The organism is Streptomyces sp. NPDC018693 (genome assembly GCF_044391385.1).
GTDB lineage: Bacteria > Actinomycetota > Actinomycetes > Streptomycetales > Streptomycetaceae > Streptomyces.
On record NZ_JBIRZZ010000004.1, the window covers coordinates 1 to 25801 of the forward strand.

A 25801-nucleotide genomic window follows, 5' to 3' on the forward strand; every position below is an offset into this window, starting at 1 on the left:
ATCTCGCAATCCACACCGAGCCAGAGGGCCCTCACCCATTTCAAGATCACACGTCAGTGATCGCTGTCACCAACCTCCGTGGGCAGAACACCTAGGCGGTCTCGGGGTTCACGGTGCCGCTGTTCAGGTCGTGCAGGGCCTCGTCGCGGTCGGCGACGCGGGCCTCGGTGCGGTGGCCGCGCTGGATGTAGTCGCGCACCACGAGTTCCACGGCGTCCTGGGGGTTGCCCACCCCCGCGAGCACCATGGCTTCGACGACGAGTTCGGCGTCCAGGGAGACAGTGACCTTGGCCATGGGGGGACGCTAGCACCACAGGTGGGGGTACGGATATCCGTTCGCCGTGCCCGCGGCCCCGGCCTACCCTCGGTGCCATGACCAAGCCCCTCGTCGCCATCCTCAGCGGCGCCGGTATCTCCACCGACTCCGGGATTCCCGACTACCGCGGGCCGAACGGGCTGTGGCGGCGGGATCCGGAGGCGGAGAAGCTCGTCACGTACGAGTACTACATGGGGGATTCGGAGATCCGGCGCCGGTCGTGGCAGCTGCGGCGGAAGAACCGGACGCTGAAGGCCGAGCCGAACGCGGCGCACCGGGCCGTGGCCGAGCTGGAGCGGTCCGGGGTGCCGGTGCGGGTGATCACGCAGAACGTGGACGGGCTGCACCAGCTCGCCGGGATGCCCGCCCGCAAGGTGCTCGAACTGCACGGCAGCGCGCGCAGTGTGGTCTGCACCCAGTGTCATGCGCGCGGGCCGATGGAGGACGCGCTCGCCCGGGTCGAGGCCGGTGAGGAGGATCCGCCGTGCCTGGAGTGCGGCGGGATCCTGAAGTCGGCGACCGTGATGTTCGGTGAGCGGCTCGACCCGGTGGTGCTCGGTGAGGCGGTCGCGATCACCAAGGCGTGCCAGGTGTTCTTCGCCGTCGGCAGCAGCCTCCAGGTCCAGCCCGCCGCGGGCCTCGCCGGTGTCGCCGCCGACCACGGGGCACGGCTCGTCATCGTCAACGCCGAGCCGACGCCGTACGACGGGCTCGCGGACGAGGTCGTACGGGAGCCGATCGGGACGGCGCTGCCGAGGCTGCTGGGGGAGCTGGGCGAGCTGGGCGGCTAGGAGGCTCAGAACAGCGCCGCCGCGCTCTCGAAGTCGAGGAGGCGCTGCTTGCGGTGCAGGCCGCCGCCGTAGCCGGTGAGGCCGCCGCCCGCGCCGATCACGCGGTGGCAGGGGACGATGACGCCGATCGGGTTCTTTCCGTTGGCGAGGCCGACGGCGCGGGAGGCGGCGGGGTTGCCGAGGGCGTCGGCGAGTTCGCCGTAGGTGCGGGTCTCACCGTAGGGGATGGCGCGGAGCCGGTCCCAGACGCTGCGTTGGAAGGGCGTGCCGTACAGGCGCAGTTCGAGGGTGAACTCCTTCAACTCGCCTGCGAAATAGGCCCGCAGCTGGTCCATGGCGGGGCCGAAGGGCCGGTCGTCGCGTGCTCCGAAGGTCTCCTCGGGCGGGCGGTGGCGTTGTTCGGTCATGTAGAGGCCGCACAGGACACCGTCGTCGGCGACGAGGGTGAGGGGGCCGTACGGGCTGTCGATGACGTTGTGCTGACGCATGGAAGGTCCTCAGACAGGCAGGAAGTTGATCGGGTGGCTGTCGGTCGCCCACAGGTACTGGACCGCGTACGCCCGCCAGGGGCGCCAGGCGGCTGCGCGTACGGTGAGGGCGGCGGGGGTGGACGGCAGGCCCAACTCGCCTGCCGCGCGCCGGATTCCGAGGTCGGTCGGAAGGAACGCGTCGGGGTCGCCGAGGGCGCGCATGGAGATGACGTCGACCGTCCAAGGACCGAAGCCGGGGAGGGCCAGGAGGCGGGCTCGCGCCTCCTGCCAGTCGCTCTCCACGCCCAAGTGGAGGGACCCGTCGGCGAGTTGGCCCACGAGGGTGGTGAAGGTGGTACGGCGGGTGCGTGGCATCGCCAGGGACTCCGGGTCCACTGCCGCCAGTGCCTCGGGGGAAGGAAACAGGTGGGTGAGGCCGCCCTCCGGGTCGTCGACGGATTCGCCGTGGGCGGTGACCAGGCGGGCCGCGTGGGTGCGGGCGGCCGCCGTGGAGACCTGCTGGCCCAGCACGGCCCGTACGGCGAACTCGGCTTCGTCGACCGTGCGGGGCACCCGGCGGCCGGGCGCCTTGTCGACCAGCGGTGCGAGCAGCGGGTCGGTGCGCAACTGGTCGTCGATGGCGACCGGGTCGGCGTCCAGGTCGAGCATGCGGCGGCAGCGGCTGATGGCGACGGTGAGATCGCGCAGGTCGCTGAGGGTGAGGCGGCAGGCGATGTGGTCGGGGGTCGGGGTCAGCGCGACGATGCCGTGCCCGTACGGCAGCCGCAGCGTCCGCCGGAACGCCCCGTCCCGCCACTCCTCCACGCCCGGTACGGCGGTCGCGGCGAGGTGGCCGAAGAGGTTGTCGGGGTTGAGCGGGGCGCGGAACGGCAGCCGGAGCTGGAGGGTGCCCGGGGTGGCGTCGCTGCTCCGGCGGGGTGCGCGGGCGCGCAGGTCGGTCGGGGAGAGGGCGAAGACCTCGCGGACGGTGTCGTTGAAGCTGCGGATCGACGCGAAGCCGGCGGCGAACGCCACGTCCGCCATGGGCAGTCGGGTCGTCTCGATGAGGAGCCGGGCGGTCTGGGCGCGTTGGGCGCGGGCCAGGGCGAGCGGGCCGGCGCCCAGTTCGGCGAGGAGCTGCCGTTCGACCTGACGGGTGCTGTAGCCGAGGCGGGCGGCGAGGCCGGGCACGCCCTCGCGGTCCACCACGCCGTCGCCGATCAGCCGCACGGCGCGGGCGACGAGGTCGGCGCGCTGGTTCCACGCGGGGGATCCGGGGCTGGTGTCGGGGCGGCAGCGCTTGCAGGCGCGGAAGCCGGCCTGCTGGCAGGCGGCCGCGCTGGGGTAGAAGGTCATGTTCTGCGGCCTGGGCGGCACGACGGGGCAGCTGGGCCGGCAGTAGATACGCGTGGTCAGGACGGCGGTGAAGAACCAGCCGTCGAACCGCGCGTCCTTGGACCGCACGGCGCGCGCACAGCGCTCCCGGTCGGAGTACATCCCGTTCTGCATGCGTCCAGCATCGGACAGCCTGCGGGGTGGGGCTGGCAGGAATCCGACATCAACCTGGCGGGACCGGGCCTCGGCCCCGCCCGAGCGGTCAGCTGCGCCAGTTGGACTCCCGCAGCAGACGCAGGCCGTTGAGACCCACCAGCACGGTGGAGCCCTCGTGTCCGGCGACGCCGAGCGGCAGCGGCAGGTGCCCGGCCAGGTCCCAGATCACCAGGCCGGCGATGCACACGCCCGCGATCACCAGGTTCTGCCGCACGAGGCGGCGGGCGCGGCGGGAGAGCCGTACGACGGCGGGGACGGCGGTGAGGTCGTCGCGGACGACGACGGCGTCCGCGGTCTCCAGCGCCAGGTCGGAGCCGGCCCTGCCCATGGCGACGCCGGCGTGTGCGACGGCCAGGGCGGGGGCGTCGTTGACGCCGTCGCCGACGAACAGCACCGTGCGGCCGGTGCGCTGGAGGTCGCGGATCGCGTCCGCCTTGCCGTCGGGGAGCAGGTCCGTGCGCACGTCCGCGATGCCGGTGGCGTCGGCGACACGGGCGGCGGCGGGCGCGGCGTCACCGGTCAAGAGGACCGGGGTGGTGCCGGTGAGGGCGGTGAGCGCGGCGGTGGCGGCGGGCGCGGCGGGGCGGAGCCGGTCGGCGAGGGCGAGGGTGCCGACGGGGCTGCCGTCGCGGGTGACCTGGACGACGGTGGCGCCGTCGGCCGGGGCTTCGGCTGCGGAGGACGCCTGTCCTCGGCCGACCGTGGCGCCGTGGGCCGGGGGCTCGTCCGTGGGGGTCGCCTGGCCGCGGCCCACGCTCACCGTGTGGCCGGCGACCACGGCGGTGACTCCCTTCCCGGGGATGGCCGTGAAGTCCTCGGCGGGCGCCAGGGTCAGGCCGCGCTCCCCCGCCGCCGCCACGATCGCGCGGCCCAGCGGGTGCTCGCTGGCGTGCTCGGCGGAGGCGGCGAGGGCGAGGAGGGTGTCCGGGGTGAGGCCGGAGCCGGGCAGCGGGCGGACGTCGGTGACCTCGGGGGCGCCCTCGGTGAGGGTGCCGGTCTTGTCGAGGGCGGCGGTGTCGATATCGCCCAGCCGTTCCATCGCCACCGCCGACTTCACGAGGACGCCGTGGCGGCCGGCGTTGGCGATGGCGGAGAGCAGGGGCGGCATGGTGGCCAGCACCACCGCGCACGGCGAGGCGACGATCATGAAGGTCATCGCGCGCAGCAGGGCGCTGGTGAGGTCGGCGCCGAAGGCCAGCGGGACACCGAAGACGGCGAGGGTGGCGACCACCACGCCGACCGCGTACCGCTGTTCGATCTTCTCGACGAACAGCTGGGTCGGTGCCTTGGTGCGGGACGCCTCCTCCACGAGGGTGACGATCCGGGCGATGACCGAGTCGCCGGGGTCGCGTGCGACGCGGACGCGCAGGGCGCCGGTGCCGTTGAGGGTGCCGGCGAAGACCTCGTCGCCGGGGCGCTTGACGACCGGGAGGGACTCGCCGGTGATGGTGGCCTGGTCGGCCTCGCTGACGCCGTCGACCACCTGGCCGTCGGCGCCGATCCGCTCCCCCGGCCGGACCAGCAGCAGGTCACCGATGGCGAGTTCGGCGGTGGGGACGGTCTCCTCGCCGTCGGCTGTGAGACGGGTCGCGGTGTCGGGGGCGAGGTCGAGCAGACCGCGCACGGAGTCGGCGGTGCGGGCGGTGGCGAGGGCCTCCAGGGCGCCGGAGGTGGCGAAGATGACGATCAGCAGGGCGCCGTCGAAGACCTGTCCGATGGCGGCCGCGCCGAGGGCCGCGACGATCATCAGCAGGTCGACGTCGAGAGTCTTCTCGCGGAGGGCCCTGAGCCCTTCCAGCGCGGGCTCCCAGCCACCGGCGACATAGGCGATCGCATACAGGATCCCGTAGGTCCAGAACGGCATACCGCCGACCAGATCCAGGACAAGGCCGACCAGGAACGCGACGGTCGCCAGCAGCGCCCACCGGGCCTCGGGCAGGGCCAGGACGCGGGTACGGCGCCACGGCGCCACCGGCGGACGCGGCGCGGCGGGAGAGGTGGTGGAGGCGGACGGGGAGGAGGCAAGAGTCGCTGACACCCGGCCCACCATACAGGAACACATGAAGAGACATTCATCTGTTCATATGTGGTGGGTAGGATACGGCCATGGGTCATGGAGCCGTCACCACCGAAACCACCGCGCGGGTCCGCCTGGACGCGGACAACGTCGCCAAGGTGGCCACCACCCTCCAGGCCCTGTCCACGCCCTCCCGGCTGCTGATCCTCGCCCGGCTACGCGAAGGGCCGCTGCCCGCCACGGAGTTGGCGGCCGAGGTGGGCATGGAGCAGTCGGCGTGCTCGCACCAGCTGCGGCTGCTGCGCAACCTCGGGCTGGTGGTCGGCGAGCGGCGCGGCCGCTCGGTGGTGTACGCGCTGCACGACCACCATGTCGCCGAACTCCTCGACCAGGCCGTCTACCACGTGGAGCATCTGCGGCTGGGCATCAGCGACGCGGCCGAATAAGACCGGGGCCGGGGCCGGTGCCCTGCCGGCTCAGGCGGTCCGTTCCCGGCAGGTGGCCAGCGCCCAGATCACGAACACGTCGATGGCCATGACCACGAGCGACCAGAGCGGCAGGTACGGCAGGAAGAGGAACTGCGCGACCAGGCTGAGCGCGGCCAGCAGGATGCCGGTGAAGCGGGCCCAGGCCGCGTCCCTGAGGAGGCCGGCACCCGTGGCGGCGACAACGGCGCCGAGAATGACGTGGATCCAGCCCCAGCCGGTGAGGTTCAGCTCGTAGACGTAGGAGCCGACCCTGCCGTAGACGTCGTCCTCCGCGATGGCCGCGATGCCCTGGAACACGGCGAGGACGCCGTTGCACAGCATCAGGACGCCGGCGAAGACGACACCTCCCGCGCCCCAGCCGTCCGTGCGGCCTGGCCGCTGTCGCGGCGGGGTGCTCCAGGAGGTGCCGATGTCGCCCTGCGGGCTGGGGTCGGGTCCGGCGCTCATACGGCCAGCACAGCCGACCTCCCCGCGGGCGGCGACCGTGGCGGGGCCGCCCGGGTGAACGGGCCCGCCCGGGAACCTACATGTTGATCATGTGGCCCGCGAGGCCGTGCACGGCCTCCTTGACCGCCTCGCCCAGCGTCGGGTGGGCGTGGACGTTGCGGGCGACCTCGTGCACGGTGAGGTCCCACTGCTGGGCCAGGGTCAGCTCGGGCAGCAGCTCGGTGACGTCCGGGCCGATGAGGTGGCCGCCGATCAGCTCTCCGTGGGTCGCGTCGCTGATCAGCTTGACGAAGCCGGTGGTGTCGCCGAGGCCGTGCGCCTTGCCGTTGGCGGTGAACGGGAACTTGGCGACCTTGACGTCGTAGCCCAGATCACGGGCCTGGGCCTCGGTGTAGCCGAAGCTGGCCATCTGCGGCTGGCAGTACGTGGCGCGCGGGATCATGACGTAGTCCAGCTCCATGCTCTCCGCGTCGGCGATCGTCTCGGCGGCGATCACCCCCATCGCCTCGGCGGCGTGGGCGAGCATCAGCTTCGCCGTGACGTCACCGATGGCGTAGATGTGTGGGACGGACGTACGGCAGCGGCCGTCGACGTCGATCGCGCCGCGGTCGGTGACCTTCACGCCGGTGCTCTCCAGGCCGTAGCCGGTGACGTTCGGGGCGAAGCCGATCGCCTGGAGGACCTTGTCGGCCTCCAGGACCCGCTGGGCGCCGTCCTTGGCGGTGACGGTGACGCGGACCTTCGGGCCGGACTCGTCGATGGCGTCGACGCGGGTGGAGGTGAGCACGTCGATGCCGAGCCTGCGGTACTGGCGGGCCAGCTCGGCGGAGACCTCGGCGTCCTCCAGCGGGGCCATGCGGTCCAGGAACTCGACGACGGTGACCTTCACGCCGTAGTTGTGCAGGACGTAGGCGAACTCGACGCCGATCGCGCCGGCGCCCGCGATGACGATGGACTCCGGGAGGTCCTCGGCGAGGATCTGCTCCTCGTACGTCACCACGCGCGCGGTGCGCTTGGTGCCGGGCAGCAGCTTCGGGGTGGCGCCGGTGGCGATGATGCAGTGGTCGAAGCCGAGGGTGACGGTGTTGCCGTCGTAGCCGGTGACCTGGAGGGTGTGGTCGTCGAGGAAGGTGCCGCGGCCGTCGAACTCCGTGATCTTGTTCTTCTTCATCAGGTAGTGGACGCCCTTGACGCGGCCGTCGGCGACCTTGCGGCTGCGGCGGAACGCCTCGCCGTAGTCGAAGGAGACCTGGCCGTCGACCTTGATGCCGAAGGTCTTGGCCTCCTTGGTGACGATGTGCGCCAGTTCGGCGTTGCGCAGCAGGGCCTTGGTGGGGATGCAGCCGACGTTGAGGCAGACGCCGCCCCAGTACTTCTCCTCGACGACCGCCACGCGCTTGCCCAGCTGGGCGGCGCGGACGGCGGCGACGTAGCCGCCGGGGCCCGCTCCGAGTACGACGACGTCGAATCGCTCGTCCTGCTCGACCATGGGAGGTCTCTCTTCCCTCGGTTCTGTATGGCGTTCCGTGGGAGATTGTTCCGCTCCGCCGCGAACGCCGCCACAGAGATCATCGAGGTGTGGCGGAGATCGCGGCGGGACACGGGCCGGACCCGCGCTACTCCACGGCCGTCGGGCGGCGGGCGGCCGCCGTGGCCCTGGATACGTCCGTCAGGGGCCGCAGGCGGTAGGTGTAGGCGAAGTCGCGGTCGGCGAACAGTTTGTACTCGTTGTGGGTGTGGGCGCCCCAGCTGTTGTCGCCGCCCACTCCCATCTGGTGGTGGGCGAGCCGGAGCACGACCTCCTCACGCGGGGTGAGCTGGTAGTCGTGGCGGGCGCCGACGGAGAGGTCCTCGGGGGTGAAGTGGGAGGCGTTGACCTCCAGGAGGGGTTCTCCGGTGGCGAGCAGGCCGACGCCGTCGCGGTCGGTCAGGGCGACCCAGCGGACGTCGGTCTTGTTGCCGTTCTCCTGGGGGCGGGCGTACGGGGTCCACTGGCCGGTGACGGTGCCGGAGTACAGGCCGACGTCGGTGCCGTTGTTGCGGTCCCAGTGGTTCTCCTCGGGGCCGCGGCCGTAGTAGTGCAGGCGTTCCAGGCGGGCGGGGAGGTGGAGGAGCGTGCCGACCTCCGGGAGGTAGGGCAGGCTCGCGGCGCCGGGGCGCAGGGTGTTGTCGACCTTGATCTCGGCGTTGCCGAAGACTGTATACATTGTGCTGTATGCGGACGATGTGGGTGCTGTCGGCAGGATCCCGTCGACCGTGATCTCGACGGCCCGGTCGCCGAGCGCGCGCACCCGGACGCCGGTCACGGTGCGGTTCCGGCCGGCGTCGCGCCAGGTCCGGTTGCGGGTGTGCTGACCGTTGCCCCGGTCGTTGTCGGTGGGGGCCCGCCAGAAGTTGGGCTCGGGGCCGGAGACGATCAGCGGGACGCCGCCGGCCTCGTAGGAGGTGATGACGCCGCTCCTCTTGTCGACGGTGACCGAGAAGTCGTCGCCGGTGACGGTGACGGCCGTGGCGCCGTCCTCGTACGTCAGGGCCGGTACGTCCCTCAGCGGGACGGGAGTCACGGACGGGCTGCCCGCGTCGAGCGGGAGCTGGGCCCGGGCCACCTCGAAGCCGGGCTTCGCCCACGGGGTGCGTTCCTTGGTGGTGAAGGACAGCTCCAGGAAGTACTCGGTGCCGGGCGCCGGAACGGCGGGGAGCCCGACCGGCACGGTGATGGCCTTGCTCGTCAGGGGCGCCACATCCAGCTGACTGCCTGTCAGTTTCCCGTGCCGTACGGTCTTCCCGTCCGCGACCAGTGCCCAACTGCCCTGGTATGTCCGGAGATTGGTGAAGAGGTTCTCGTTGGTGAGGGTGACCGCGCCGGGCGTGGTGCCCGCGGTGACCTGGATCGCCTGGTAGACGCGCTTCACCTCGGCGGCCTTGCCGGTGTGGGCGCGGTCGGCGGTGACGATGCCGTTGGCGACGAAGTTGCCGTCGTTGGGGTTGTCGCCCCAGTCGCCGCCGTGGGCGAGGAAGGTCTTCCCGGCCGCGCGCTCCTCGGTGACCTTCACGGTCGCCGCGTCGAACCAGAAGCGGACACCCTCGTCGCCGGGTCCGCGTCCGGTGGCGGCGAGTTCGGCGGCGCCGAGGGCACGGGCGTAGACGCGGGCGCGGCGGATGGTGCCGCTGAACTCGCGGGTGGGGTTGTCGGCGTCGTTGCCGAGGGCGAGCGGCGCGGTGTTGTTGCCGGGGCGGCGGGTGGTGGTGCGGGTGGCGCGCACGGTGCCGTCGACGTACAGGGTGAGGGTGCCCGCGTCCGCGTCGAAGACGCCGGCGATGTGGTGTTCGCGGCCGGTCCAGTCGTCGGGCAGGGCCCAGCTGGCGCTGACCCACTGCCCGTCGCCGTGGATGAAGAACTCGAGGTTCTGGTTGCTCTGTTTGAGGGCGTACTGGGTGTCGCCCTTGGCGAGGATCGGCTGGTGGAAGCCGGTGACGCGCGGGGTGACCCAGGCTTCCAGGGTGAGGGAGCCGGTGAGGTCGAGGAGCGGGTCGCGGGCGAAGATCGTGGCGCCGGAGACGCCGCGGGCGCGGTCGAAGCGGGCGCCGGCCGCCATGACCTCGCCGCGGATGCTCCCGGGGCCGGTCTCGGTGAGGAGTTGGCGGGTGGGGGTGGGCCAGGTGAGGGCCTGGTCGGCGAAGTCCCAGATCCAGCCGCCCTGGAGGACGTCGTGGCGGCGGACGAGGTCCCAGTACTTCGTGAAGTTGCCGACTGAGTTCCCCATCGCGTGGGAGTACTCGATCATGACGTACGGCCGGGTGTCGCTCGTGCTTCTCGCACGGGACTCGACGGTCGCCGGGCTGTCGTACATCTCCGACCGGATGTCGCTGATCGCCGGCCGGTCGTCGCCCTCGTACTGGACGACGCGGGTGGTGTCGTAGGACTTGATCCAGTCGTGCATGGCGACGAAGGTGCTGCCGCCGCCGGCCTCGTTGCCGAGGGACCAGATGACGACCGAGGCGTGGTTCTTGTCGCGGTGGACCATGTTCTGGGCGCGGGCGACACAGGCGGCGCTCCAGTCGGCGTGGTTGCCGGGGTACTCGCCGCGGATGCCGTGGGTCTCCAGGTTGGTCTCGTCGACGACATAGAGGCCGTACCGGTCGGCGAGTTCGAGCCAGAGCGGGTTGTTCGGGTAGTGCGAGGTGCGGACGGAGTTCATGTTCATCCGCTTGATGACCTCGATGTCCTTCACCATGTCGGCGCGGGTGAGGGACATGCCGCGGTCCGGGTGCATCTCGTGCCGGTTGGTGCCGCGGAAGGAGACCGGCCGGCCGTTGATGCGCATCAGGCCGTCCTTGAGGGCGAACTCGCGCAGGCCGACGCGGTGGGAGAGGGTCTCGATCACCCGGCCGGCGGGGTCACGGAGTTGGAGGACGGCGGTGTAGAGGTAGGGGTCCTCGGCGGACCAGAGGCGGGGTCCGGGGACGGCCTTCGCCGCGCGGACGGTGACGTCCTCCCCGGCGGGTGCGGCGCCGAGGTCGGCGGTCTGCCGCAGGGGGCGGGACCAGACGGGGTGGCCGTCGGCGTCGTACAGCATGGTGTCGACGGTGTACCGCGTGGCGGCGCCGGTATGCGATCCTCCGCCGACGGTATACCGCCCACCGGATCCCGAACCGCCCGCCGAGTCCCGCACGCTGGCCGTCACCGCCAGTTCGGCGGACGTGTACCCGTCCCCCAGCGGCGTCTCCAGCCTGAAGTCGCGCAGCCGCACGGCCGGTGTGGAGTACAGGTAGACCGAGCGGAAGATGCCGCTCAGCCGGATCATGTCCTGGTCCTCCAGCCAGTCGCCGTCCGAGTAGCGGTAGACCTCGACCGCGATCTGGTTGGTGCCCGGCTTCAGATGCGGGGTGATGTCGTACTCGGCGGGGGTGAAGGAGTCCTCGTGGTAGCCGACCAGCTCGCCGTTGATCCACACGTAGTGCGCGGACTTCACGCCCTCGAAGTGCAGGAACGTCCGCCGTCCGGCCCAGGAGCGGGGCACGGTGAAGGTGCGCCGGTACTGGCCGACGGGGTTGTAGCGGGTGGGCGCGTGGGGCGGCTGGGGGTCCTCGCCGAGGCCGTTGGGGCCCCAGTAGGGGTAGGTGATGTTGACGTAGATGGGGAAGTCGTGGCCGTGCAGCTGCCAGCAGGAGGGGACCGGGATGGTCTCCCAGCCGCTGTCGTCGAGGTCGGTGCGGTGGAAGTCGGCGTCGCGGTCGTCGGGGCGGTCCGCGTAGGCGAACTTCCAGGTGCCGTCGAGGCTCATCCGGTACGGCGAGCGGGTGCGGTCGGCGGCCATGGCCTGACCGACGCTCCCGTACGGCATGAGCGTGGTGTGCGGCGGCTCGGTGCCGAGCCGGAAGAGGTCGATGCGGCCGTTCCATTCGGGGCCGGCGTCGGCCGCCTCGGCGCGGCCGGCGGCGCCGGGCGCTCCGGACAGGGCGAGCGCGCCGAGGACGGCGGCGGATCCCTCCAGGAGACGGCGGCGACTGACGAGACGACCGGAGGGTGACACAGGGGGGTGCGACATGACCGTGACCTTCCTGAGGACGGACAGTACGGCTGTGCGGCGCAAGGTGCGTCAGATCTTGTCCGATTATGTTGAGCGAGCGAACGCCAACGCGCCGAACTGACCGAATCTCAACGCTCAGTGATCACAGGATGGTCAGTAAACGTCCCGTACATACCGCTTGTCCGCGGCGAGCTGCTTGATGTACGCGGCCGCCTCCTCCTCGCCCAGCCCGCCGTGCAGGACGGCGATGTCGCGCAGCGCCCGGTCGACGTCCTTGGCCATGCGGGAGGCGTCGCCGCACACATAGAAGTGAGCGCCGTCGCGCAGCCACGACCACAGCTGGGAGCCGTGCTCCCGCATCCGGTCCTGGACGTAGACCTTGGCCCGCTGGTCGCGGGAGAAGGCGGTGTCCAGCCGGGTCAGGGTGCCGTCGGCGAGGAAAGCGGTCAGCTCCTCCTCGTAGTAGAAGTCCGTCGCCCGGCGCTGCTCGCCGAAGAACAGCCAGTTGGGCGCGCGGTGGCCGCGGGCGCGGCGCTCGTCCAGGAAGCCGAGGAAGGGCGCCACGCCGGTGCCGGGGCCGACCATCACCATCGGGGTGCGGGGGTCGGTGGGCGGGCGGAAGTGCGCGGAGCGCTGCACATGGACCGGCACCTCGGTGCCGGGCGCGGCGTCGGCGAGGAACGGTGAGCAGACGCCCTGCCGGGGCCGGCCGCGCAGGTTCTCGTACCGGACGACCGAGACGGTGAGCGAGACCAGGTGCGGGTCGGTCAGCGGGCTCGACGAGATCGAGTACAGGCGCGGCTGCAGCCGCCCCAGCACCTCGGCCCACTCCTGCGCCCCGGCCCGGACGCCGAACTCGGCGGCCACGTCCACCGCTTGCCTGCCCCAGGTCCACTTCGCCAGCTCGCCCTTGTTGTCCGGGCGCAGCAGCTTGCGCAGTTCGCGTGGGTCGCGGGTGCGGTCGGCGGTGAAGCGCAGCAGCGCCGGAGTGACCCGGGTGATGTCCAGGTGCCGCAACAGGGCTTCGGACAGGGTGAGTTCACCGACCCCGTCGAGGTGCACGGGCGTGTGCGCGTCGAAACCGGTGACGGTCAGCCACTCCCCCACCAGCTCCGGCGAGTTGAGCGGGCGTACGCCGAGCGCGTCGCCCGCCTCGTAGACGAGCGGGGTCTCGCTGTCGCGGGTGTCGAAGGTGAAGCGGCGCACCTCCTTGCCCGAACCGGGCAGGCTCAGCAGGCGGTTGCCGGTGAGCCGGGCGGCGACGGGGGTGGGGCGCTTGGGCCGCGACGGGGACCGCTCCGGCGCCGGCAGCGGTGCCGGTGCGGCGGGCGCCGTGACGGTCGCGGTCGCCGCCGGACCCGACTCCTTCAGGGCGCGCAAGACCTGGTCCAGCCACTCCTGCGCGCGCGCCTCGTAGTCCGGTTCGCAGTCGGTGCGCGGTGCGAGCCGTACCGCGCCCAACTCGCCCATACGGTCGTCCAGTCGGCGTCCGTGTCCGCAGAAGTCGTCGTAGGAGGAGTCGCCGAAGGCGAGGACCGCGAACCGCCGGCCCTCCAGGCGTCCGGCGTCGGGCGCGGTGAGGCCGTCCCAGAAGTGGGCGCCGTTGTCGGGGGCGTCGCCGTCGCCGAAGGTGCTGGTGATCAGCAGCAGGTCGGCGTCGGTGGGCAGGGCCGTGGGGTCGGCGTCGGCCATGGCGAGCAGGGAGGCGGCGTGGCCGCCCGCGGTGAGCCGCTCGGCGGTGGCGGCGGCGAACTCCTCGGCGGTGCCGGTCTGGGAGGCCCACAGGACCACCACCTGGCGGGTGACGGCGGACGGCGGGGCGGGGGCGGCGGTCGTCCGCGAGTACATGCCGGCGAGCGTGCCGTTGACCCACAGGGCGTGCTCCGGGCTGAACGGGGCGTCCGGGGGCAGCACCGGGACACCGGGCGCGCCGGCCGGGATCCCGGCGAGGAAACCGACCAGGTACTGGCGTTCGTGTGCGGTGAGGACGGGCGGCGGGGCGGGCTCCAGGCCGAACACGGCGGCGGCGGAAGGGTGGACGGCGGTCGGCTGAAGAGCAGTCGGCCGAACAGCGGTCGGTACGACAACCGGCGGCGGGGGGACCGGCGTCTGCACCGTCACCGGCGTGGACACCTTGGTCAGCGACACCGCGCACACCTTCAGCTCCGGCTGGAAGGAGAGCGGGTCGACGGCGTCGCTGGTGACGGCGTTGACGCTGAGGTACTCGCCGAACAGGTCGTTCCAGTGGAAGGGCGCGAAGCAACTCCCGTGCCGGACACGGTCGGTGACGACGGCAGGCAGTACGGCCCGCCCGCGCCGGGAGGCGACCTCGACGGAGTCACCGTCGGTGAGGCCGAGTGCGGCGGCGTCCTGCGGGTGGATCTCCACGAACGGACCGGGGTCGAGCTTGTTGAGCTTGGCCACCCGCGCGGTCTTGGTGAGGGTGTGCCACTGGTGCTGGAGGCGGCCGGTGTTCAGGACGTACGGATAGTCGTCGTCCGGCATCTCGGCGGGTTCGAGGTGCGGCCGGGCGTGGAAGACGGCGCGTCCGCTGGGGGTGGGGAAGGTGAGGGCGCCGGTGCGGTCGTCGACGTAGCGGATGGGGTTGCGGTCGGGGCCGTCGGGCGTCGGCGCCGGCCACTGCACCGGTGTCGCGCGCAGGCGGTCGTAGGTCACTCCGCGCAGGTCGTACCCCGTCTGCGGGTTGTACGCACCCTTGATCTCCTCGAAGATCTGCTCGGCGCTGTCGTAGGAGAAGCCGTCCTCGTAGCCCATGGCGCGGGCCACGTCCGCGATGAGGCGCCAGTCGGCGGTGGCCTCGCCGGGCGGGTCGGCCGCGGGGCGGGCGAGGGTGAGGTTGCGCTCGCTGTTGATGAGGACGCCCTCGGTCTCGGTCCACAGGGCGCCGGGCAGCACGACATCGGCGTACGCGGTGGTCTCGGTCTCGGCGAAGACGTCCTGGACGACGACGAGTTCGGCGGCCTCCAGGCCCTCGATGACCGTCTTGCGGTTCGCGACGGAGGCGACGGGGTTGGTGCAGATGATCCAGCACGCCCTGATCTCGCCGTCGGCCATCTTCTGGAACATCTCGACGGTGCCCCGGCCGACGCCGTCGGCGCGGATGGTGCCCGGCTCCAGCCCCCACAGTCGCTCGGTGAAGGCGCGGTCGGCGTCGACGAGGACGGACCGCTGGCCGGGCAGCCCGGGCCCCATGTAGCCCATCTCGCGGCCGCCCATGGCGTTGGGCTGCCCGGTGAGGGAGAACGGGCCGCTGCCGGGGCGGCAGATCTTCCCGGTGGCGAGGTGCAGGTTGACCAGGGCGTTGGTGTTCCAGGTGCCGTGGGTGGACTGGTTGAGGCCCATGGTCCAGCAACTGGTCCACTCCCCCGCCGCACCGATCAGCCGGGCTGCCTCCCGCAGGTCGGCCTCGGGTATGCCGGTGATCTCCGCGACGGTGGCGGGCGGGTAGTCGGCGAGGAAGGCGGGCATCGCCTCCCAGCCCTCGGTGTGGGCGGCGATGAAGTCGGGGTCGGTGTGGCCGTCGGCGTGCAGCAGGTGCAGCAGGCCGTTGAGCAGGGCGAGGTCGGTGCCCGGGCGGAGCTGGAGGAAGAGGTCGGCCTTCTCGGCGGTGGCGGTGCGGCGCGGGTCGACGACGATCAGCTTGGCGCCGGCCGACTTCACCCGGTCCATCATCCGCAGGAAGAGGATGGGGTGGCAGTCGGCCATGTTGGAGCCGATGACCAGGAAGAGATCGGCGCGGTCGAGGTCCTCGTACGAGCCGGGCGGGCCGTCGGCCCCGAGGGACAGTTTGTAGCCGGTGCCGGCGCTCGCCATGCACAGCCGGGAGTTGGACTCGATCTGGTTGGTGCGCAGATAGCCCTTGGCCAGCTTGTTCGCCAGGTACTGGGCCTCGAGGCTCATCTGCCCGGAGACGTAGAGGGCGACGGCGTCGGGGCCGTGCTCGTCGACGATGGCGCGCAGCCGGGCCGCCGTCTCGGCGACGGCCTCGCCCACGGGCACGGGCGCCGGCTCCTCGCCGCGGTCCGCGCGGACCAGGGCGGTGGTCAGTCTGCCCGGCGCGGCGAGCATGTCGGCGGTGGTGGCGCCCTTGGTGCACAGCCGGCCGAGGTTCGCGGGGTGCTCCTTGTCGCCGGACGCCTTCCGGACCGTACGACGGCCGTCCGGTCCGGTGCCGATGTCGAGCACCATGCCGCAGCCCACACCGCAGTACGAGCAGACCGTGCGCACGGTGGTCACGTTGTCGGTCCGCGGGTCCGGCACGGCCACACGCGCCCCTTTCCTTCTACCGATCGCCCTGGTCAGAGCCATTGTCGACGGTACGAAGAGCTGATTACGCAAGTGTCTCCCGAAGCCGTCGCCGGGGGTTACGCCCACCGCACACACGGCGGCGGGCCGGTGTGAGCCGGGGCCCTGTCTCAGGAGATCTCCTGCTCGGCCCAGATGATCTTTCCGCCGGGCGTGTACCGGGCGCCCCAGCGGTGGGTGAGCTGGGCCACCAGGAAGAGGCCGCGGCCGCCCTCGTCGGTGCTGCGGGCGTGCCGCAGCCGGGGTGCGGTGCTGCTGGCGTCGGCGACCTCGCAGGTCAGGCGGGAGTCGCGCAGCAGTCGTAGCCGAATGGGCGGGGCGGCGTGGCGCATCGCGTTGGTGACCAGCTCGCTCACGATGAGCTCCGTCGTCATGGCCAGCTCGCCGAGCCCCCATGCCTCCACCTGGCGGGTCGCCATGGCCCGGACCTCGGCGACGGCGGCCGGGTCGGCGGGCACGTCCCACGAGACGACCCGGTCGGCGCCCAGGGCGTGGGTGCGTACCAGGAGCAGGGCGATGTCGTCGGGCTGGGGCACCGGTACGAGCCGACGCACCGCGGCCGCGCACAGGCCGGCCAGGTCGGAGTCCGGGCGGGCCAGCACCTCGCCGAGCCGGCGCATGCCCAGCTCCAGGTCGCGGTCGGCTCCCTCGATGAGGCCGTCGGTGTACAGGCCGAGCAGGCTGTTCTCGGCGAGTTCGATCTCGGTGGCTTCGAACGCCATCCCGCCCAGCCCCAGCGGGGGCCCGGCCGGGGGCTCGGGGAAGGAGACGTGTCCTTCGGGTGTGACGACGACCGGGGGCGGGTGTCCGGCCCGGGCCATCGCGCACCGCCTGCTGACGGGGTCGTAGACGGCGTAGAGACAGGTCGCGCCGAGGAAGGCGGTCGGGTTCCCGCCGGTCGTGTCGCCTTCGGCCGCCTCCTCGCCCAGCCGCAGGACGAGGTCGTCGAGGTGGGCCAGCAGTTCGTCGGGGGGCATCTCCATGTCGGCGAGGGTCTGCACCGCGGTGCGCAGCCGGCCCATGGACGCCGCCGCGCCGATGCCATGCCCCACGACGTCGCCGACGACGAGCCCGACCCGGCCGCCCGACAGAGGGATGATGTCGAACCAGTCGCCGCCGACGCCGCCCGTCGCGTCCGCCGGCAGATAGGAGGACGCCACCTCCAGCGCCGTTCCGCCGACCAGGGTGTGCGGCAGCAGGCTGTGCTGCAGGGTGACCGCCGCCGTGTGTTCCCGGGTGAAGCGGCGGGCGTTGTCGACGCTCAGCGCCGCTCGTGCCACCACCTCGCGGGCCAGCAGGACGTCATCGGGCGTGAACGAGACGGGGTTGAGCGAGCGGATGAACGAGGCGAGGCCGAGGACGGTGTTGCGGGCCCGCATCGGCACCGAGATGAGGGAGTGCAGGCCGAACTCGCGGATGCTGGCCGCCCTGGCGGGCTGCTGGATCGACCACAGTTCGTCATCCGGGTCGAGGACCGGGATGAAGATCGGTTCGCCGTCGATGAGCAGCTTCGCGTCGTGCGGCGGCGGGAGGAAGTCCACCCGGTCGCCGATCCGCGCCACGGCCTCCGGGATGCCCTCGCGCACCGAGCTCATGCCGGCGCGGCACATCACCGGCCTGGCGGGGGCCGGTCCGGCGTCGGCCGGCCACAGCCCGTGCCCCTCGGGGCTGAGGACGGACTCCAGGAGATCGACGATGACGAAGTCCGCGAAGCGCGGGACGGCGAAGTCGGCGAGCTCCTGGGCGGTCCGGGTGACATCGAGGGTTCTGCCGATGGCCGTTCCGGCCTCGGCGATCAGCGACAGGAGCTGGCGGGCGTGCCACCGCTCGGTGACGTCGGAGACCATGTAACAGACCCCGGTGACCCGGCCGGCGGCGTCCACCAGGGGGAAGAAGGACGTGGAGTAGGCGTGCCGGCGGTGGGGATCGGCCCAGCTCCATCCCGTGTACTCGTAGTCGGTCACCGGGGTGCCGGTCTCCAGGACCTTGCGCATCAGGCCCTCGATGGTCTCCGCCTGCAGCCCGGGCAGCAGCTCGCTCAGCCGGCGGCCCAGCCGCTGCTTCCGGGGCACGCCGCCGAAGCGTTCCAGGGTGTCGTTGAGCCACACGTAGCGCAGGTCCAGGTCCATCACGGCCATGCCGACCGGTGAGCGGGTGAGGAAGCCGTCCAGCACGGACTGGCCGACCGTCCACTGCGGCCTGCGCTCCCGTGCCGAGATCAGGAAGCACTCGTCGGAGCCGATACGGAAGGACGCGGAGACCCGTAGGTCCACGTCGATACGGCGTCCGTCGCGATGCCGTACGGGGATCAGCCCGCTCCACCCCATGCCGCCACGGCACCGCTCGGCGACGCCGGCCACCCGTACGGGATCCCCGGGCATCGCCAGCAGGCGCGCGGCGGAACGGCCGACCACCTCCGCCGCCGGGTGCCCGAGGAGGTCCTCGGCACCACGCGTCCAGCCGATCACGACACCGTCCGCGCCCACCACCGCGGCCGCGTCGGTGGACGCGTCCAGGGGGTCACGCGGTCCCGGGGAGGCACCCTTGGGGGCTTCCGACCCGGCCTCGGACGCTTCGGACGCGGGCCCGGCGGCTCCGGGTTCCCTCTCGGCGGCGTCGAGCGCGCTCTCGGAAGCTCCGAGCGCAGGCTCGGATGCTCCCGGCACGGCCACGGGGTCGACCGGGTCCCGAGGCACGATCTCGGGACCCTCGGACAGAGACGCGGGGCCTTCGGGTCCGGGCTCGGGGTCCACGGGCACGGCCTCGGCAGCCTCCGGCACAGACTCGGGCGGTTCGGGAACGGTTTCGGGGTCTACCGGGTCCAGGGGCGCGGGGTCGGACGCGATCTCGGGGTCCCCGGGTACGGCCTCGGCGACCTCCGGCACAGACTCGGGGCCTCGGGACGCGACGGCTCCCGGCACGGGCTCAGGACCTCGCGACACGGGCTCGGGGTCCACGGGCACGGCCTCGGGGCCTCGGGACGCGACGGCTCCCGGCACGGGCTCGGGACCTCGCGACGCGGGCTCGGGGTCCACGGGTACGGCCTCGGGGCCTCGGGTCTCGGCGGCTCCCGGCGCGACCTCGGCGGCCTCCGGCACGGGCTCAGGACCTCGGGACGCGACGGCTCCTGGCACGGGCTCAGGACCTCGGGACGCGACGGCTCCCGGCACGGGCTCAGGACCTCGGGACGCGACGGCTCCCGGCACGGGCTCGGGGCCTCGGAGCGCGGGCTCGGGGTCCACGGGCACGGGCTCGGGGGCTTGGGGTGTGCTTTCGGTGGATGTGAGCGGGCGCTGCAGGGGGTCGGGCCCGGGCTTGGGGGCTGCCGGGTCCAGGGGCGCGGGCTCGGGGGGTTCGGGGGCGGAATTCATGGGGTTTCCCATCCTCTACACGACCATGTTCCTGCTTGTCCGCCCGATGTGCACGGTCCGGCGAACCCGGCAGGACTGGGCAAGGCGGGCGGCCGGGAGGAGCATGGAGGGATGGCGGCCGTATCCTTCCCGTCCGGCGAGGGCGACGCGTACGACCCGGAGCCGCCCAGGCCGATCGGGCTCCTGGACGTGCTGAGCGTCGCCGCGGTGGTCGTCGACGCGAACGGTCGCATCGTGTTCTGGACCCCGCAGGCCGAGGAACTCTTCGGCTACACCTCGGCCGAGGCCCTCGGCCAGTACGCGGCGCGGCTGTTCATCCAGCCCGAGCATCTGCAGGCCGTGACCCGTCTGTTCGCGGAGGTGATGGAGACCGGCCGGAGCTGGGCCGGCGCGTTCCCCATCCGCCACAGGGACGGCAGCACCCGCCTGATGGAGTTCCGGAACATGCGGCTGCTGGACGACCTCGGCGATGTCTACGCGCTGGGCATCGTCGCCGACCACGGCCAGCTCCAGCGCGTCGAGACCGATCTGGCCCTGTGCGAGCGGCTGATCGACCAGTCGCCGATCGGTCTGGCCCTGCTGGACCCCGACCTGCGGTATCTGCTGGTCAACCCGGCGCTGGAGCGGATCGACGGCATTCCTGCCGAGGACCACATCGGCCGCCGGCTACGCGAGACGCTGCCCTTCCCCGACGTCGACACCATCGAGTCCGCGCTGCGTCAGGTGCTGACGACCGGCACACCGCTGCTCGACCAGTACCACGTGGGCCGCCCTCCGTCCGACCCCGAGCACGAGCACGCCTGGTCGCTCTCCTTCTACCGCCTGGAGGACCCCGGCGGGCGGGTCCTGGGCGCGGCCACGTCGGTCGTCGACGTCACCGAGCGGCATCGGGTGGCCGCCGAGGCCGACCGGGCCCGGCGGCGTCTGGCCCTCATCGCGCACGCCTCGACCCGGGTCGGCACCACCCTGGAGGTGGACCAGACCGCGCACGAACTGGCCGAGACCGCCACTCCGGAACTCGCCGACGTGGTCGCCGTGGACATCCTGGACTCGGCCCTGGCCTGCCGCCGCACCCGCAGACCGGACAACGGCCCGGAGCTGTTCCGCGCGCTCGCCCTCAAGGCGGCCCACCCCACGGTGGCGCTGCGTGCCGCCGACCCACCCGGTGACCTGGCCGCCTACGACGCGGACCGCCTGGTCACCCTGTGCGTGCACACCGCCCGGCCGGTCCTGGTGCGCCACGTCGGCGAGCGCGATCTGCCGCGCATCGCCCGTGACGCCGAGGCCAGCACGCTCCTGGCCCGCGCCGGCGTGCACTCCTATCTGGCCGTGCCGTTGATCGCCCACGGGGAGGTGCTCGGCGCCCTCGACCTCAAGCGGACCCGCAACCCGCTCCCGTTCGACGAGGACGACGTCGTCCTGGCCAGTGAGCTGGCCGGCCGTGCCGCCGTGGCCATCGACAACGCCCGCTGGTTCCAGAGCGTGCGCAACACCGCGCTCACCCTGCAGCGCAGCCTGCTGCCCGACCATCCGCCGCGCCACGCCGGTCTGGAACTCGCCTCCCGCTACCAGCCCGCCCAGGCCACCAGCGAGGTCGGCGGCGACTGGTACGACGTCATCCCCCTGGCCGACGACCGCACCGCCCTGGTAGTCGGCGATGTCATGGGCAACGGCATCGACGCCGCCGCCACCATGGGCCGACTGCGCACCGCCACCTGCGCCTACGCGGACCTCGACCTCGAACCGGTCTCCGTGCTCCAGCACCTGGACAAGATCACCTCCGATCTGGAGCACTACATCGTGACCTGCCTCTACGCGGTGTACGACCCCCGCACACGACAGTGCCGCATCGCCAACGCCGGACACATGCCGCCCGCGCTGGCCCGCGAGGGCCACGCACCCGTGCTCCTGGACATGCCCGCCGGAGCCCCGCTGGGTGTCGGCGGTGTCGCCTTCGAGACCACCACGGCCGATCTCGACCCCGGTGACCTGCTGGTCCTCTACACCGACGGACTCGTGGAGACCCGCCACCACTCCATCGACGACCGCCTGAACGTCCTCCTCAGCTTCCTCGACCCCCCGCACCGGCCGCTGGAGGAGATCTGCGACCTCCTGCTGTACGGCCTGCGGCACCCCGACGACCACGACGACGTCGCCCTGCTCGTCGCCCGGGCCCTGTAGGGCCGTCAGCGCAGCCGCGCCGCGAACGCCGCGTAGGCCCGCTCGTCGAACAGCACGAACCGCACCTCCTCGACCGCCGTCGGGGTGGCCCGTACCGTCTCCACCGCGATACGGGCGGCGTCGTCCAGCGGCCAGCCGTAGATGCCCGCGGACACCGCGGGGAAGGCGACCGTACGGGCGCCCAGCTCGTCGGCGACGCGCAGGGACTCGCGGTAGCAGGAGGCGAGCAGGTCGGAGCGGTCCGTGTCGGGGGTGTGGCGCGGGCCGACGGTGTGGATCACCCACTGGGCGTCCAGGTCGCCGGCGGTGGTGGCGACCGCCTGGCCGGTGGGGAGGCCCTTGCCGTAGTGCGAGGCGCGGAGCCTGCGGCAGTCGGCGAGGATCGCGGGGCCGCCGCGGCGGTGGATGGCGCCGTCGACGCCACCGCCGCCGAGCAGCGAGGAGTTCGCCGCGTTGACGATGGCGTCGACGGACTGCCTGGTGATGTCGCCCTGGACGAGGGTGATGGTGGTCATGCCTCCATCCAATGCGCCCTGGTCACGGGATGCCCACCGATTACCAGGCCACGGGCAGCGACTGCACTCCGTGGACGGACGACGTCGACGGCCGCAGGTCGTCCAGGGGGGCCGTGATGTGGAGTTCGGGGAGGCGGTCGAAGAGTGCGGGGAGGCCGATCTGGAGTTCGGCTCGGGCCAGGGACTGGCCGACGCACTGGTGCAGTCCGTGGCCGAAGGCGAGGTGGCCGTTGGTGTCGCGGCGGATGTCGAGCGTGTCGGGGTCGGGGAAGGCGGCCGGGTCGCGGTTGGCGGACTGGAGGGCGACGACCACGCCCTCCCCGGCGCGGATGCGTACACCGCCCACCTCGACATCCTCGGTGGCGATGCGCCGCATGCCCGCGTGGGTGACGGTGAGATGACGCAGGAGTTCCTCCACCGCGCCGGGCCACAGCGTCGGGTCGGCGCGCAGGGCGGCCAGCTGGTCGGGGCGGCCGAGCAGGGCGAGCACCGACAGCGGGAACATGTGCGCGGTCGTCTCGTGGCCCGCGATCAGCAGCAGCGCGGCGACCCCCACGGCCTCCTCGGCGCTCGCCTCGCCGGTCGCGACGCGCTCGGTGGCCAGCCGGGAGATCAGGTCGTCGGCCGGGTCGGCGGCACGGGCCGCGAGCAGGTCGCCGAGGTAGCCGTACAGGGCGGTGCGGGCGGCCATCATCTCCGGCGGCGCGGACGTCATACCGGTCAGGACCCGCACCTGCTCCTGGAAGAAGGCGTGGTCGTCGTACGGGACGCCGAGCAGCGCGCAGATCACCCGGGTGGGCTGCGGCAGCGCGTACGCCTCCACGAGGTCCGCCGCACGGGCACCGTCCGCCGTCATGGCGTCGAGCAGTTCGGCGCAGACCCGCTCGATGGCGGGGCGCAGGGCTTCGATCCGGCGGAAGGTGAAGTCGGGGATCAGCATGCGCCGCAGCCGGGTGTGGTCCGGCGGGTCCATCACGAAGAACTGGCCCGGACCGCGCGGCGGTACGCGCGGGCTGAGCCCGGGGAAGCCGTCCCGGGTGGCGTCCGCGCTGAAGCGGGGGTCGGCGAGGACGGCGCGGGCGTCCTCATGACGGGTGATCAGCCAGGGGCTGTTGTCTCCCCAGACGGTGACGCGGCGGACGGGTTCCTCCGCGCGCCACTTGGCGTACTCGGGCGCGGGGTCGAGCAGGGGGCGTTCCGTGGGCAGCGGTGGGTGGGTCACGGCGTCTCCTTCAGTCCGGCGAGGGTGAGCAGCAGCGACTTGACCTCGGTGGCCGCGTAGGCGTCCTGGGTCAACCGCGGTTCCGAGCAGAGGAGTACGGGGGCGTGGTCGGGGTTGTCGGGGAGCCGGCCGTGGCTGCCGCGGACGCCCCTGGGGTCCAGCGGGACCGTGCGGATGCGGTAGCGGAAGCCGGCCTTCTTGCGCAGCACCGAGCCGATCGCCTTGAGCTTCACGGCCGGGACGGTGTCGTCGTAGAGGAGTTCGGCGGGGTCGTAGCCGGGTTTGCGGTGGATCTCCACCTGGCGGGCGAAGTCGGGGGCGCGGGCGTCGTCGAGCCAGTAGTAGTACGTGAACCAGGCGTCGGGGTCGGCGAGTGCGACGAGTTCGCCGGAGCGCTCGTGGTCGAGGCCGTGCGCCTTCTTGCCCTCGGCGCCCCATACCTGGTCGACGCCGTCGAGTTCGGCGACGATCGCGGCGACGGTGTCGGTGTCGGCGGGGTCGCGGACGTAGACGTGGGCGATCTGGTGGTCGGCGACGGCGAAGGCGCGGGAGGTCCAGGGGTCGAGGTACTCCATGCCGTCCTGGGTGTGGACCTGGAGCAGGCCGGCGCGGCGCAGGGCGCGGTTGATGTCGACGGGACGGGAGGCGGGGGCGATGCCGTACTCGCTGAGAGCCACGACCGTGGCGCCCTCACGCCGGAAGTGGTCGATCAACGGGCCGAGCGCGTCGTCGAGTTGGCGTGCGGCGCGGACGGTCTCCGGGGAGTCGGGGCCGGAGCGCTGGGGTTCGTAGTCGAGGTGCGGGATGTAGACGAGGGTGAGGTCGGGCTGTTTGTCGTCGAAGATCTGGCGGGCGGCGGCCAGGATCCACTGGGTGGAGGGCAGGCCGGCGTTGGGCCCCCAGTAGGTGAAGAGGGGGAACGGGCCGAGGCGTTCGGTGAGTTCGTCGTGCAGGGTCGGTGGCCAGGTGTAGAAGTCGGGTTCCTTGCGGCCGTCGGAGTAGTAGACGGGGCGCGGGGTGACGGTCCAGTCGACGTCGGCGCCCATGGCGTACCACCAGCAGACGTTGGCGACCGTGTAGTCGGGGGCGGTCCTGCGGGCGGTCTCCCAGATCTTCTCGCCGCCGACGAGGGCGTTGTGCTGGCGCCACAGCAGGACGTCGCCGAGGTCGCGGAAGTACCAGCCGTTGGCCACGGCGCCGTGCACGGTGGGGAGTTCGCCGGTGAGGAGGGTGGACTGCACGGTGCAGGTGACGGCGGGCAGCACGGTGTCCAGGCGGGCGCGGGAGCCGCGTTCGCCGAGGGCGGTGACGGCGGGCATGTGGCGCAGCAGGTTGGGGGTGAGGCCGACGATGTCGAGGACGACCAGCCGGTTCGAGGCGCTCATACGTGGTTCTCCGTGGGCCGGTTCATACGGTCTCCTCCTGTGGTCTCTCCTTGAGGCCGAGACCGGTCAACCGGTCACGTGCCCAGGCGAGTTCGGCGGCGATGCCGCCGGGGAGGTCGGTGGGGGGCGTGGGGAGGACGGACCAGGTGTAGGTCTCGACCTCGATGTGGTCGCAGTGGGCGGTGGGGCCGCCGAGGAGTCCGGTGAGGACGGCGTCGAGGTGGTCGGCGGTGGTCCGCAGGGGTGGTTCGGGGTCGGCGTGCAGCGGGGCGTGGAAGTGGACCCGCCAGGCCGAGTCGGACGGCAGGCCGTCGTCGAGGGCCTCGGGCAGGTCGTCGACGCCGAGCACCTCGCCCTGGGGGCGGGTGCGGGTCTGGTGCAGGAAGCGGGGTTCGGCGAGCCGGTGCAGGGCGGCGCGGGCGGCCGGGTCGGCGGGGTCGCCGGCCTCGACGGCGCAGGACGCCTGGAGTTTGACGACGGGCAGTCCGGCGTCCGCCAGGCGCCGCAGGGCCGCGGCGGGCTCCTCGAACTGTACGGCGAGATGGCAGGCGTCGAGGCAGACGCCGAGCCGCTGCGGGTCGAGGCCGCCGAGCCGCCGGGCGGCCTGCGCGGTGGTCTCCACGACGCATCCGGGCTCGGGTTCGAAGCCGACGCGGATCCGGCGTCCGGTGGCGGCCTCGATGCCGGCGAGACCGTCGGCCAGCCGGTCCAGGGCGCGGTGAGCCGTGTCGGCGCGGTCCGTGGGCCAGGGGTCGCGCCAGGCGAGCGGGAGGGTGGAGACGCTGCCGCGTTCGGCGTCGGCGGGCAGCAGCGCGGCGAGCACGCGGGCGCAGTCGAGCGTGTGGCGCAGTCGGGCCTCGTCGGCCCAGTCGGGCAGGTAGACGTCCCTCTTCACGACCTCGCGGTGGAAGCCGGAGTAGGGGAAGGCGTTGAGGGTGACGGTCTCCAGGCCGCGGCTGTCGAGTTCGCGGCGCAGCTTCTCCAATGCCTCATCGTCGGCGACGAGTTCGGTGACGACGTCCCGGGCGAGCCACAGCCCGATGCCGAGCCGGTCGACGCCCAACCGCTCACGTACGGGCTCGGCGTACGCGGCGAGCTGGGCGATCACTCCGTCGAGGTCCTCCGCCTGGTGGACGTTGCTGCAGTAGCCGAGGTGGACGGTGGTGCCGTCCGGGTGGTGCAGGCGCACG

General features: G+C 72.5%; 16 protein-coding genes. 3 read left to right on the plus strand and 13 right to left on the minus strand.

What is annotated here, in order from left to right:
• Positions 1-91: 91 nt before the first annotated feature.
• Complete coding sequence (locus tag ACH5AC_RS12085; RefSeq protein ID WP_398861648.1) at positions 92-295, minus strand: type II toxin-antitoxin system VapB family antitoxin; 204 nt, start codon at positions 293-295, stop codon at positions 92-94.
• Positions 296-372: 77 nt separating this feature from the next.
• Between ACH5AC_RS12085 and ACH5AC_RS12090 the strand changes: the two genes are divergently transcribed.
• Positions 373-1107, plus strand: a complete 735-nt coding sequence (locus ACH5AC_RS12090; protein ID WP_398861649.1) for an SIR2 family NAD-dependent protein deacylase — start codon at positions 373-375, stop codon at positions 1105-1107.
• Between the two features lie 5 nt (positions 1108-1112).
• On the opposite strand, the gene ACH5AC_RS12095 is transcribed toward ACH5AC_RS12090, so the two are convergent.
• The 3 genes from ACH5AC_RS12095 to ACH5AC_RS12105 form a co-directional block, all read right to left on the minus strand.
• Complete coding sequence (locus tag ACH5AC_RS12095; RefSeq protein ID WP_398861650.1) at positions 1113-1595, minus strand: methylated-DNA--[protein]-cysteine S-methyltransferase; 483 nt, start codon at positions 1593-1595, stop codon at positions 1113-1115.
• 9 nt (positions 1596-1604) lie between these two features.
• Positions 1605-3086 (minus strand): AlkA N-terminal domain-containing protein, encoded by a 1482-nt coding sequence (locus tag ACH5AC_RS12100; protein ID WP_398861651.1) that lies wholly within the window; start codon positions 3084-3086, stop codon positions 1605-1607.
• Positions 3087-3174: 88 nt separating this feature from the next.
• On the minus strand, positions 3175-5178 hold the full coding sequence (locus tag ACH5AC_RS12105) for a heavy metal translocating P-type ATPase (protein WP_398862194.1): 2004 nt from the start codon (positions 5176-5178) through the stop codon (positions 3175-3177).
• A gap of 56 nt (positions 5179-5234) precedes the next feature.
• Here ACH5AC_RS12105 and ACH5AC_RS12110 point away from each other — a divergent pair, with 56 nt between their 5' ends.
• Positions 5235-5591, plus strand: coding sequence for an ArsR/SmtB family transcription factor (locus tag ACH5AC_RS12110; protein ID WP_398861652.1), 357 nt, complete (start codon positions 5235-5237; stop codon positions 5589-5591).
• A gap of 30 nt (positions 5592-5621) precedes the next feature.
• Here the strand turns inward: ACH5AC_RS12110 and ACH5AC_RS12115 are convergent, their stop codons facing one another.
• From ACH5AC_RS12115 to ACH5AC_RS12135, 5 genes are all read right to left on the minus strand, one after another.
• Positions 5622-6080, minus strand: a complete 459-nt coding sequence (locus ACH5AC_RS12115) for a hypothetical protein (RefSeq protein ID WP_398861653.1) — start codon at positions 6078-6080, stop codon at positions 5622-5624.
• Positions 6081-6156: 76 nt separating this feature from the next.
• Entirely contained in the window at positions 6157-7569 is a 1413-nt protein-coding gene (lpdA, locus tag ACH5AC_RS12120; protein ID WP_398861654.1) for a dihydrolipoyl dehydrogenase, read from the minus strand.
• A 127-nt stretch (positions 7570-7696) separates the two neighbouring features.
• Positions 7697-11629, minus strand: a complete 3933-nt coding sequence (locus tag ACH5AC_RS12125; RefSeq protein ID WP_398861655.1) for a glycoside hydrolase family 2 TIM barrel-domain containing protein — start codon at positions 11627-11629, stop codon at positions 7697-7699.
• 135 nt (positions 11630-11764) lie between these two features.
• The gene (locus ACH5AC_RS12130) at positions 11765-15820 is read right to left on the minus strand and encodes a molybdopterin-dependent oxidoreductase (RefSeq protein ID WP_398862195.1); all 4056 of its coding nucleotides are present in this window, start codon (positions 15818-15820) and stop codon (positions 11765-11767) included.
• Between the two features lie 227 nt (positions 15821-16047).
• The gene (locus ACH5AC_RS12135; RefSeq protein WP_398862196.1) at positions 16048-18453 is read right to left on the minus strand and encodes a SpoIIE family protein phosphatase; all 2406 of its coding nucleotides are present in this window, start codon (positions 18451-18453) and stop codon (positions 16048-16050) included.
• Positions 18454-19419: 966 nt separating this feature from the next.
• On the opposite strand from ACH5AC_RS12135, the gene ACH5AC_RS12140 reads away from it, so the two are divergent.
• Entirely contained in the window at positions 19420-21489 is a 2070-nt protein-coding gene (locus tag ACH5AC_RS12140; RefSeq protein ID WP_398861656.1) for a SpoIIE family protein phosphatase, read from the plus strand.
• Positions 21490-21494: 5 nt separating this feature from the next.
• Here the strand turns inward: ACH5AC_RS12140 and ACH5AC_RS12145 are convergent, their stop codons facing one another.
• From ACH5AC_RS12145 to eboE, 4 genes are read right to left on the minus strand one after another with little or no spacing between them, the layout of a single operon-like run.
• Positions 21495-22004: an O-acetyl-ADP-ribose deacetylase gene (locus ACH5AC_RS12145; protein ID WP_398861657.1), complete on the minus strand. Its 510-nt coding sequence runs from the start codon at positions 22002-22004 to the stop codon at positions 21495-21497.
• Between the two features lie 40 nt (positions 22005-22044).
• Complete coding sequence (locus tag ACH5AC_RS12150; protein WP_398861658.1) at positions 22045-23226, minus strand: cytochrome P450; 1182 nt, start codon at positions 23224-23226, stop codon at positions 22045-22047.
• Positions 23223-24611, minus strand: a complete 1389-nt coding sequence (locus ACH5AC_RS12155; RefSeq protein WP_398861659.1) for an alkaline phosphatase family protein — start codon at positions 24609-24611, stop codon at positions 23223-23225. The genes ACH5AC_RS12150 and ACH5AC_RS12155 overlap by 4 nt, the downstream gene beginning before the upstream one ends.
• Before the next feature lie 22 nt (positions 24612-24633).
• The gene (gene eboE / locus ACH5AC_RS12160; protein ID WP_398861660.1) at positions 24634-25800 is read right to left on the minus strand and encodes a metabolite traffic protein EboE; all 1167 of its coding nucleotides are present in this window, start codon (positions 25798-25800) and stop codon (positions 24634-24636) included.
• Position 25801 lies beyond the last annotated feature (1 nt).

Bases quoted from the DNA above. Each gene is read 5' to 3' on its own strand.
- ACH5AC_RS12140 (WP_398861656.1), top strand. From the start codon at position 19,420: ATGGCGGCCGTATCCTTCCCGTCCGGCGAGGGCGACGCGTACGACCCG.
- ACH5AC_RS12155 (WP_398861659.1), bottom strand. From the start codon at position 24,611: ATGAGCGCCTCGAACCGGCTGGTCGTCCTCGACATCGTCGGCCTCACC.
- ACH5AC_RS12095 (WP_398861650.1), bottom strand. From the start codon at position 1,595: ATGCGTCAGCACAACGTCATCGACAGCCCGTACGGCCCCCTCACCCTC.
- ACH5AC_RS12090 (WP_398861649.1), top strand. From the start codon at position 373: ATGACCAAGCCCCTCGTCGCCATCCTCAGCGGCGCCGGTATCTCCACC.
- ACH5AC_RS12130 (WP_398862195.1), bottom strand. From the start codon at position 15,820: ATGGTGCTCGACATCGGCACCGGACCGGACGGCCGTCGTACGGTCCGG.
- ACH5AC_RS12125 (WP_398861655.1), bottom strand. From the start codon at position 11,629: ATGTCGCACCCCCCTGTGTCACCCTCCGGTCGTCTCGTCAGTCGCCGC.
- ACH5AC_RS12105 (WP_398862194.1), bottom strand. From the start codon at position 5,178: ATGGTGGGCCGGGTGTCAGCGACTCTTGCCTCCTCCCCGTCCGCCTCC.
- ACH5AC_RS12110 (WP_398861652.1), top strand. From the start codon at position 5,235: ATGGGTCATGGAGCCGTCACCACCGAAACCACCGCGCGGGTCCGCCTG.
- ACH5AC_RS12085 (WP_398861648.1), bottom strand. From the start codon at position 295: ATGGCCAAGGTCACTGTCTCCCTGGACGCCGAACTCGTCGTCGAAGCC.
- ACH5AC_RS12145 (WP_398861657.1), bottom strand. From the start codon at position 22,004: ATGACCACCATCACCCTCGTCCAGGGCGACATCACCAGGCAGTCCGTC.
- ACH5AC_RS12115 (WP_398861653.1), bottom strand. From the start codon at position 6,080: ATGAGCGCCGGACCCGACCCCAGCCCGCAGGGCGACATCGGCACCTCC.
- ACH5AC_RS12100 (WP_398861651.1), bottom strand. From the start codon at position 3,086: ATGCAGAACGGGATGTACTCCGACCGGGAGCGCTGTGCGCGCGCCGTG.
- lpdA (WP_398861654.1), bottom strand. From the start codon at position 7,569: ATGGTCGAGCAGGACGAGCGATTCGACGTCGTCGTACTCGGAGCGGGC.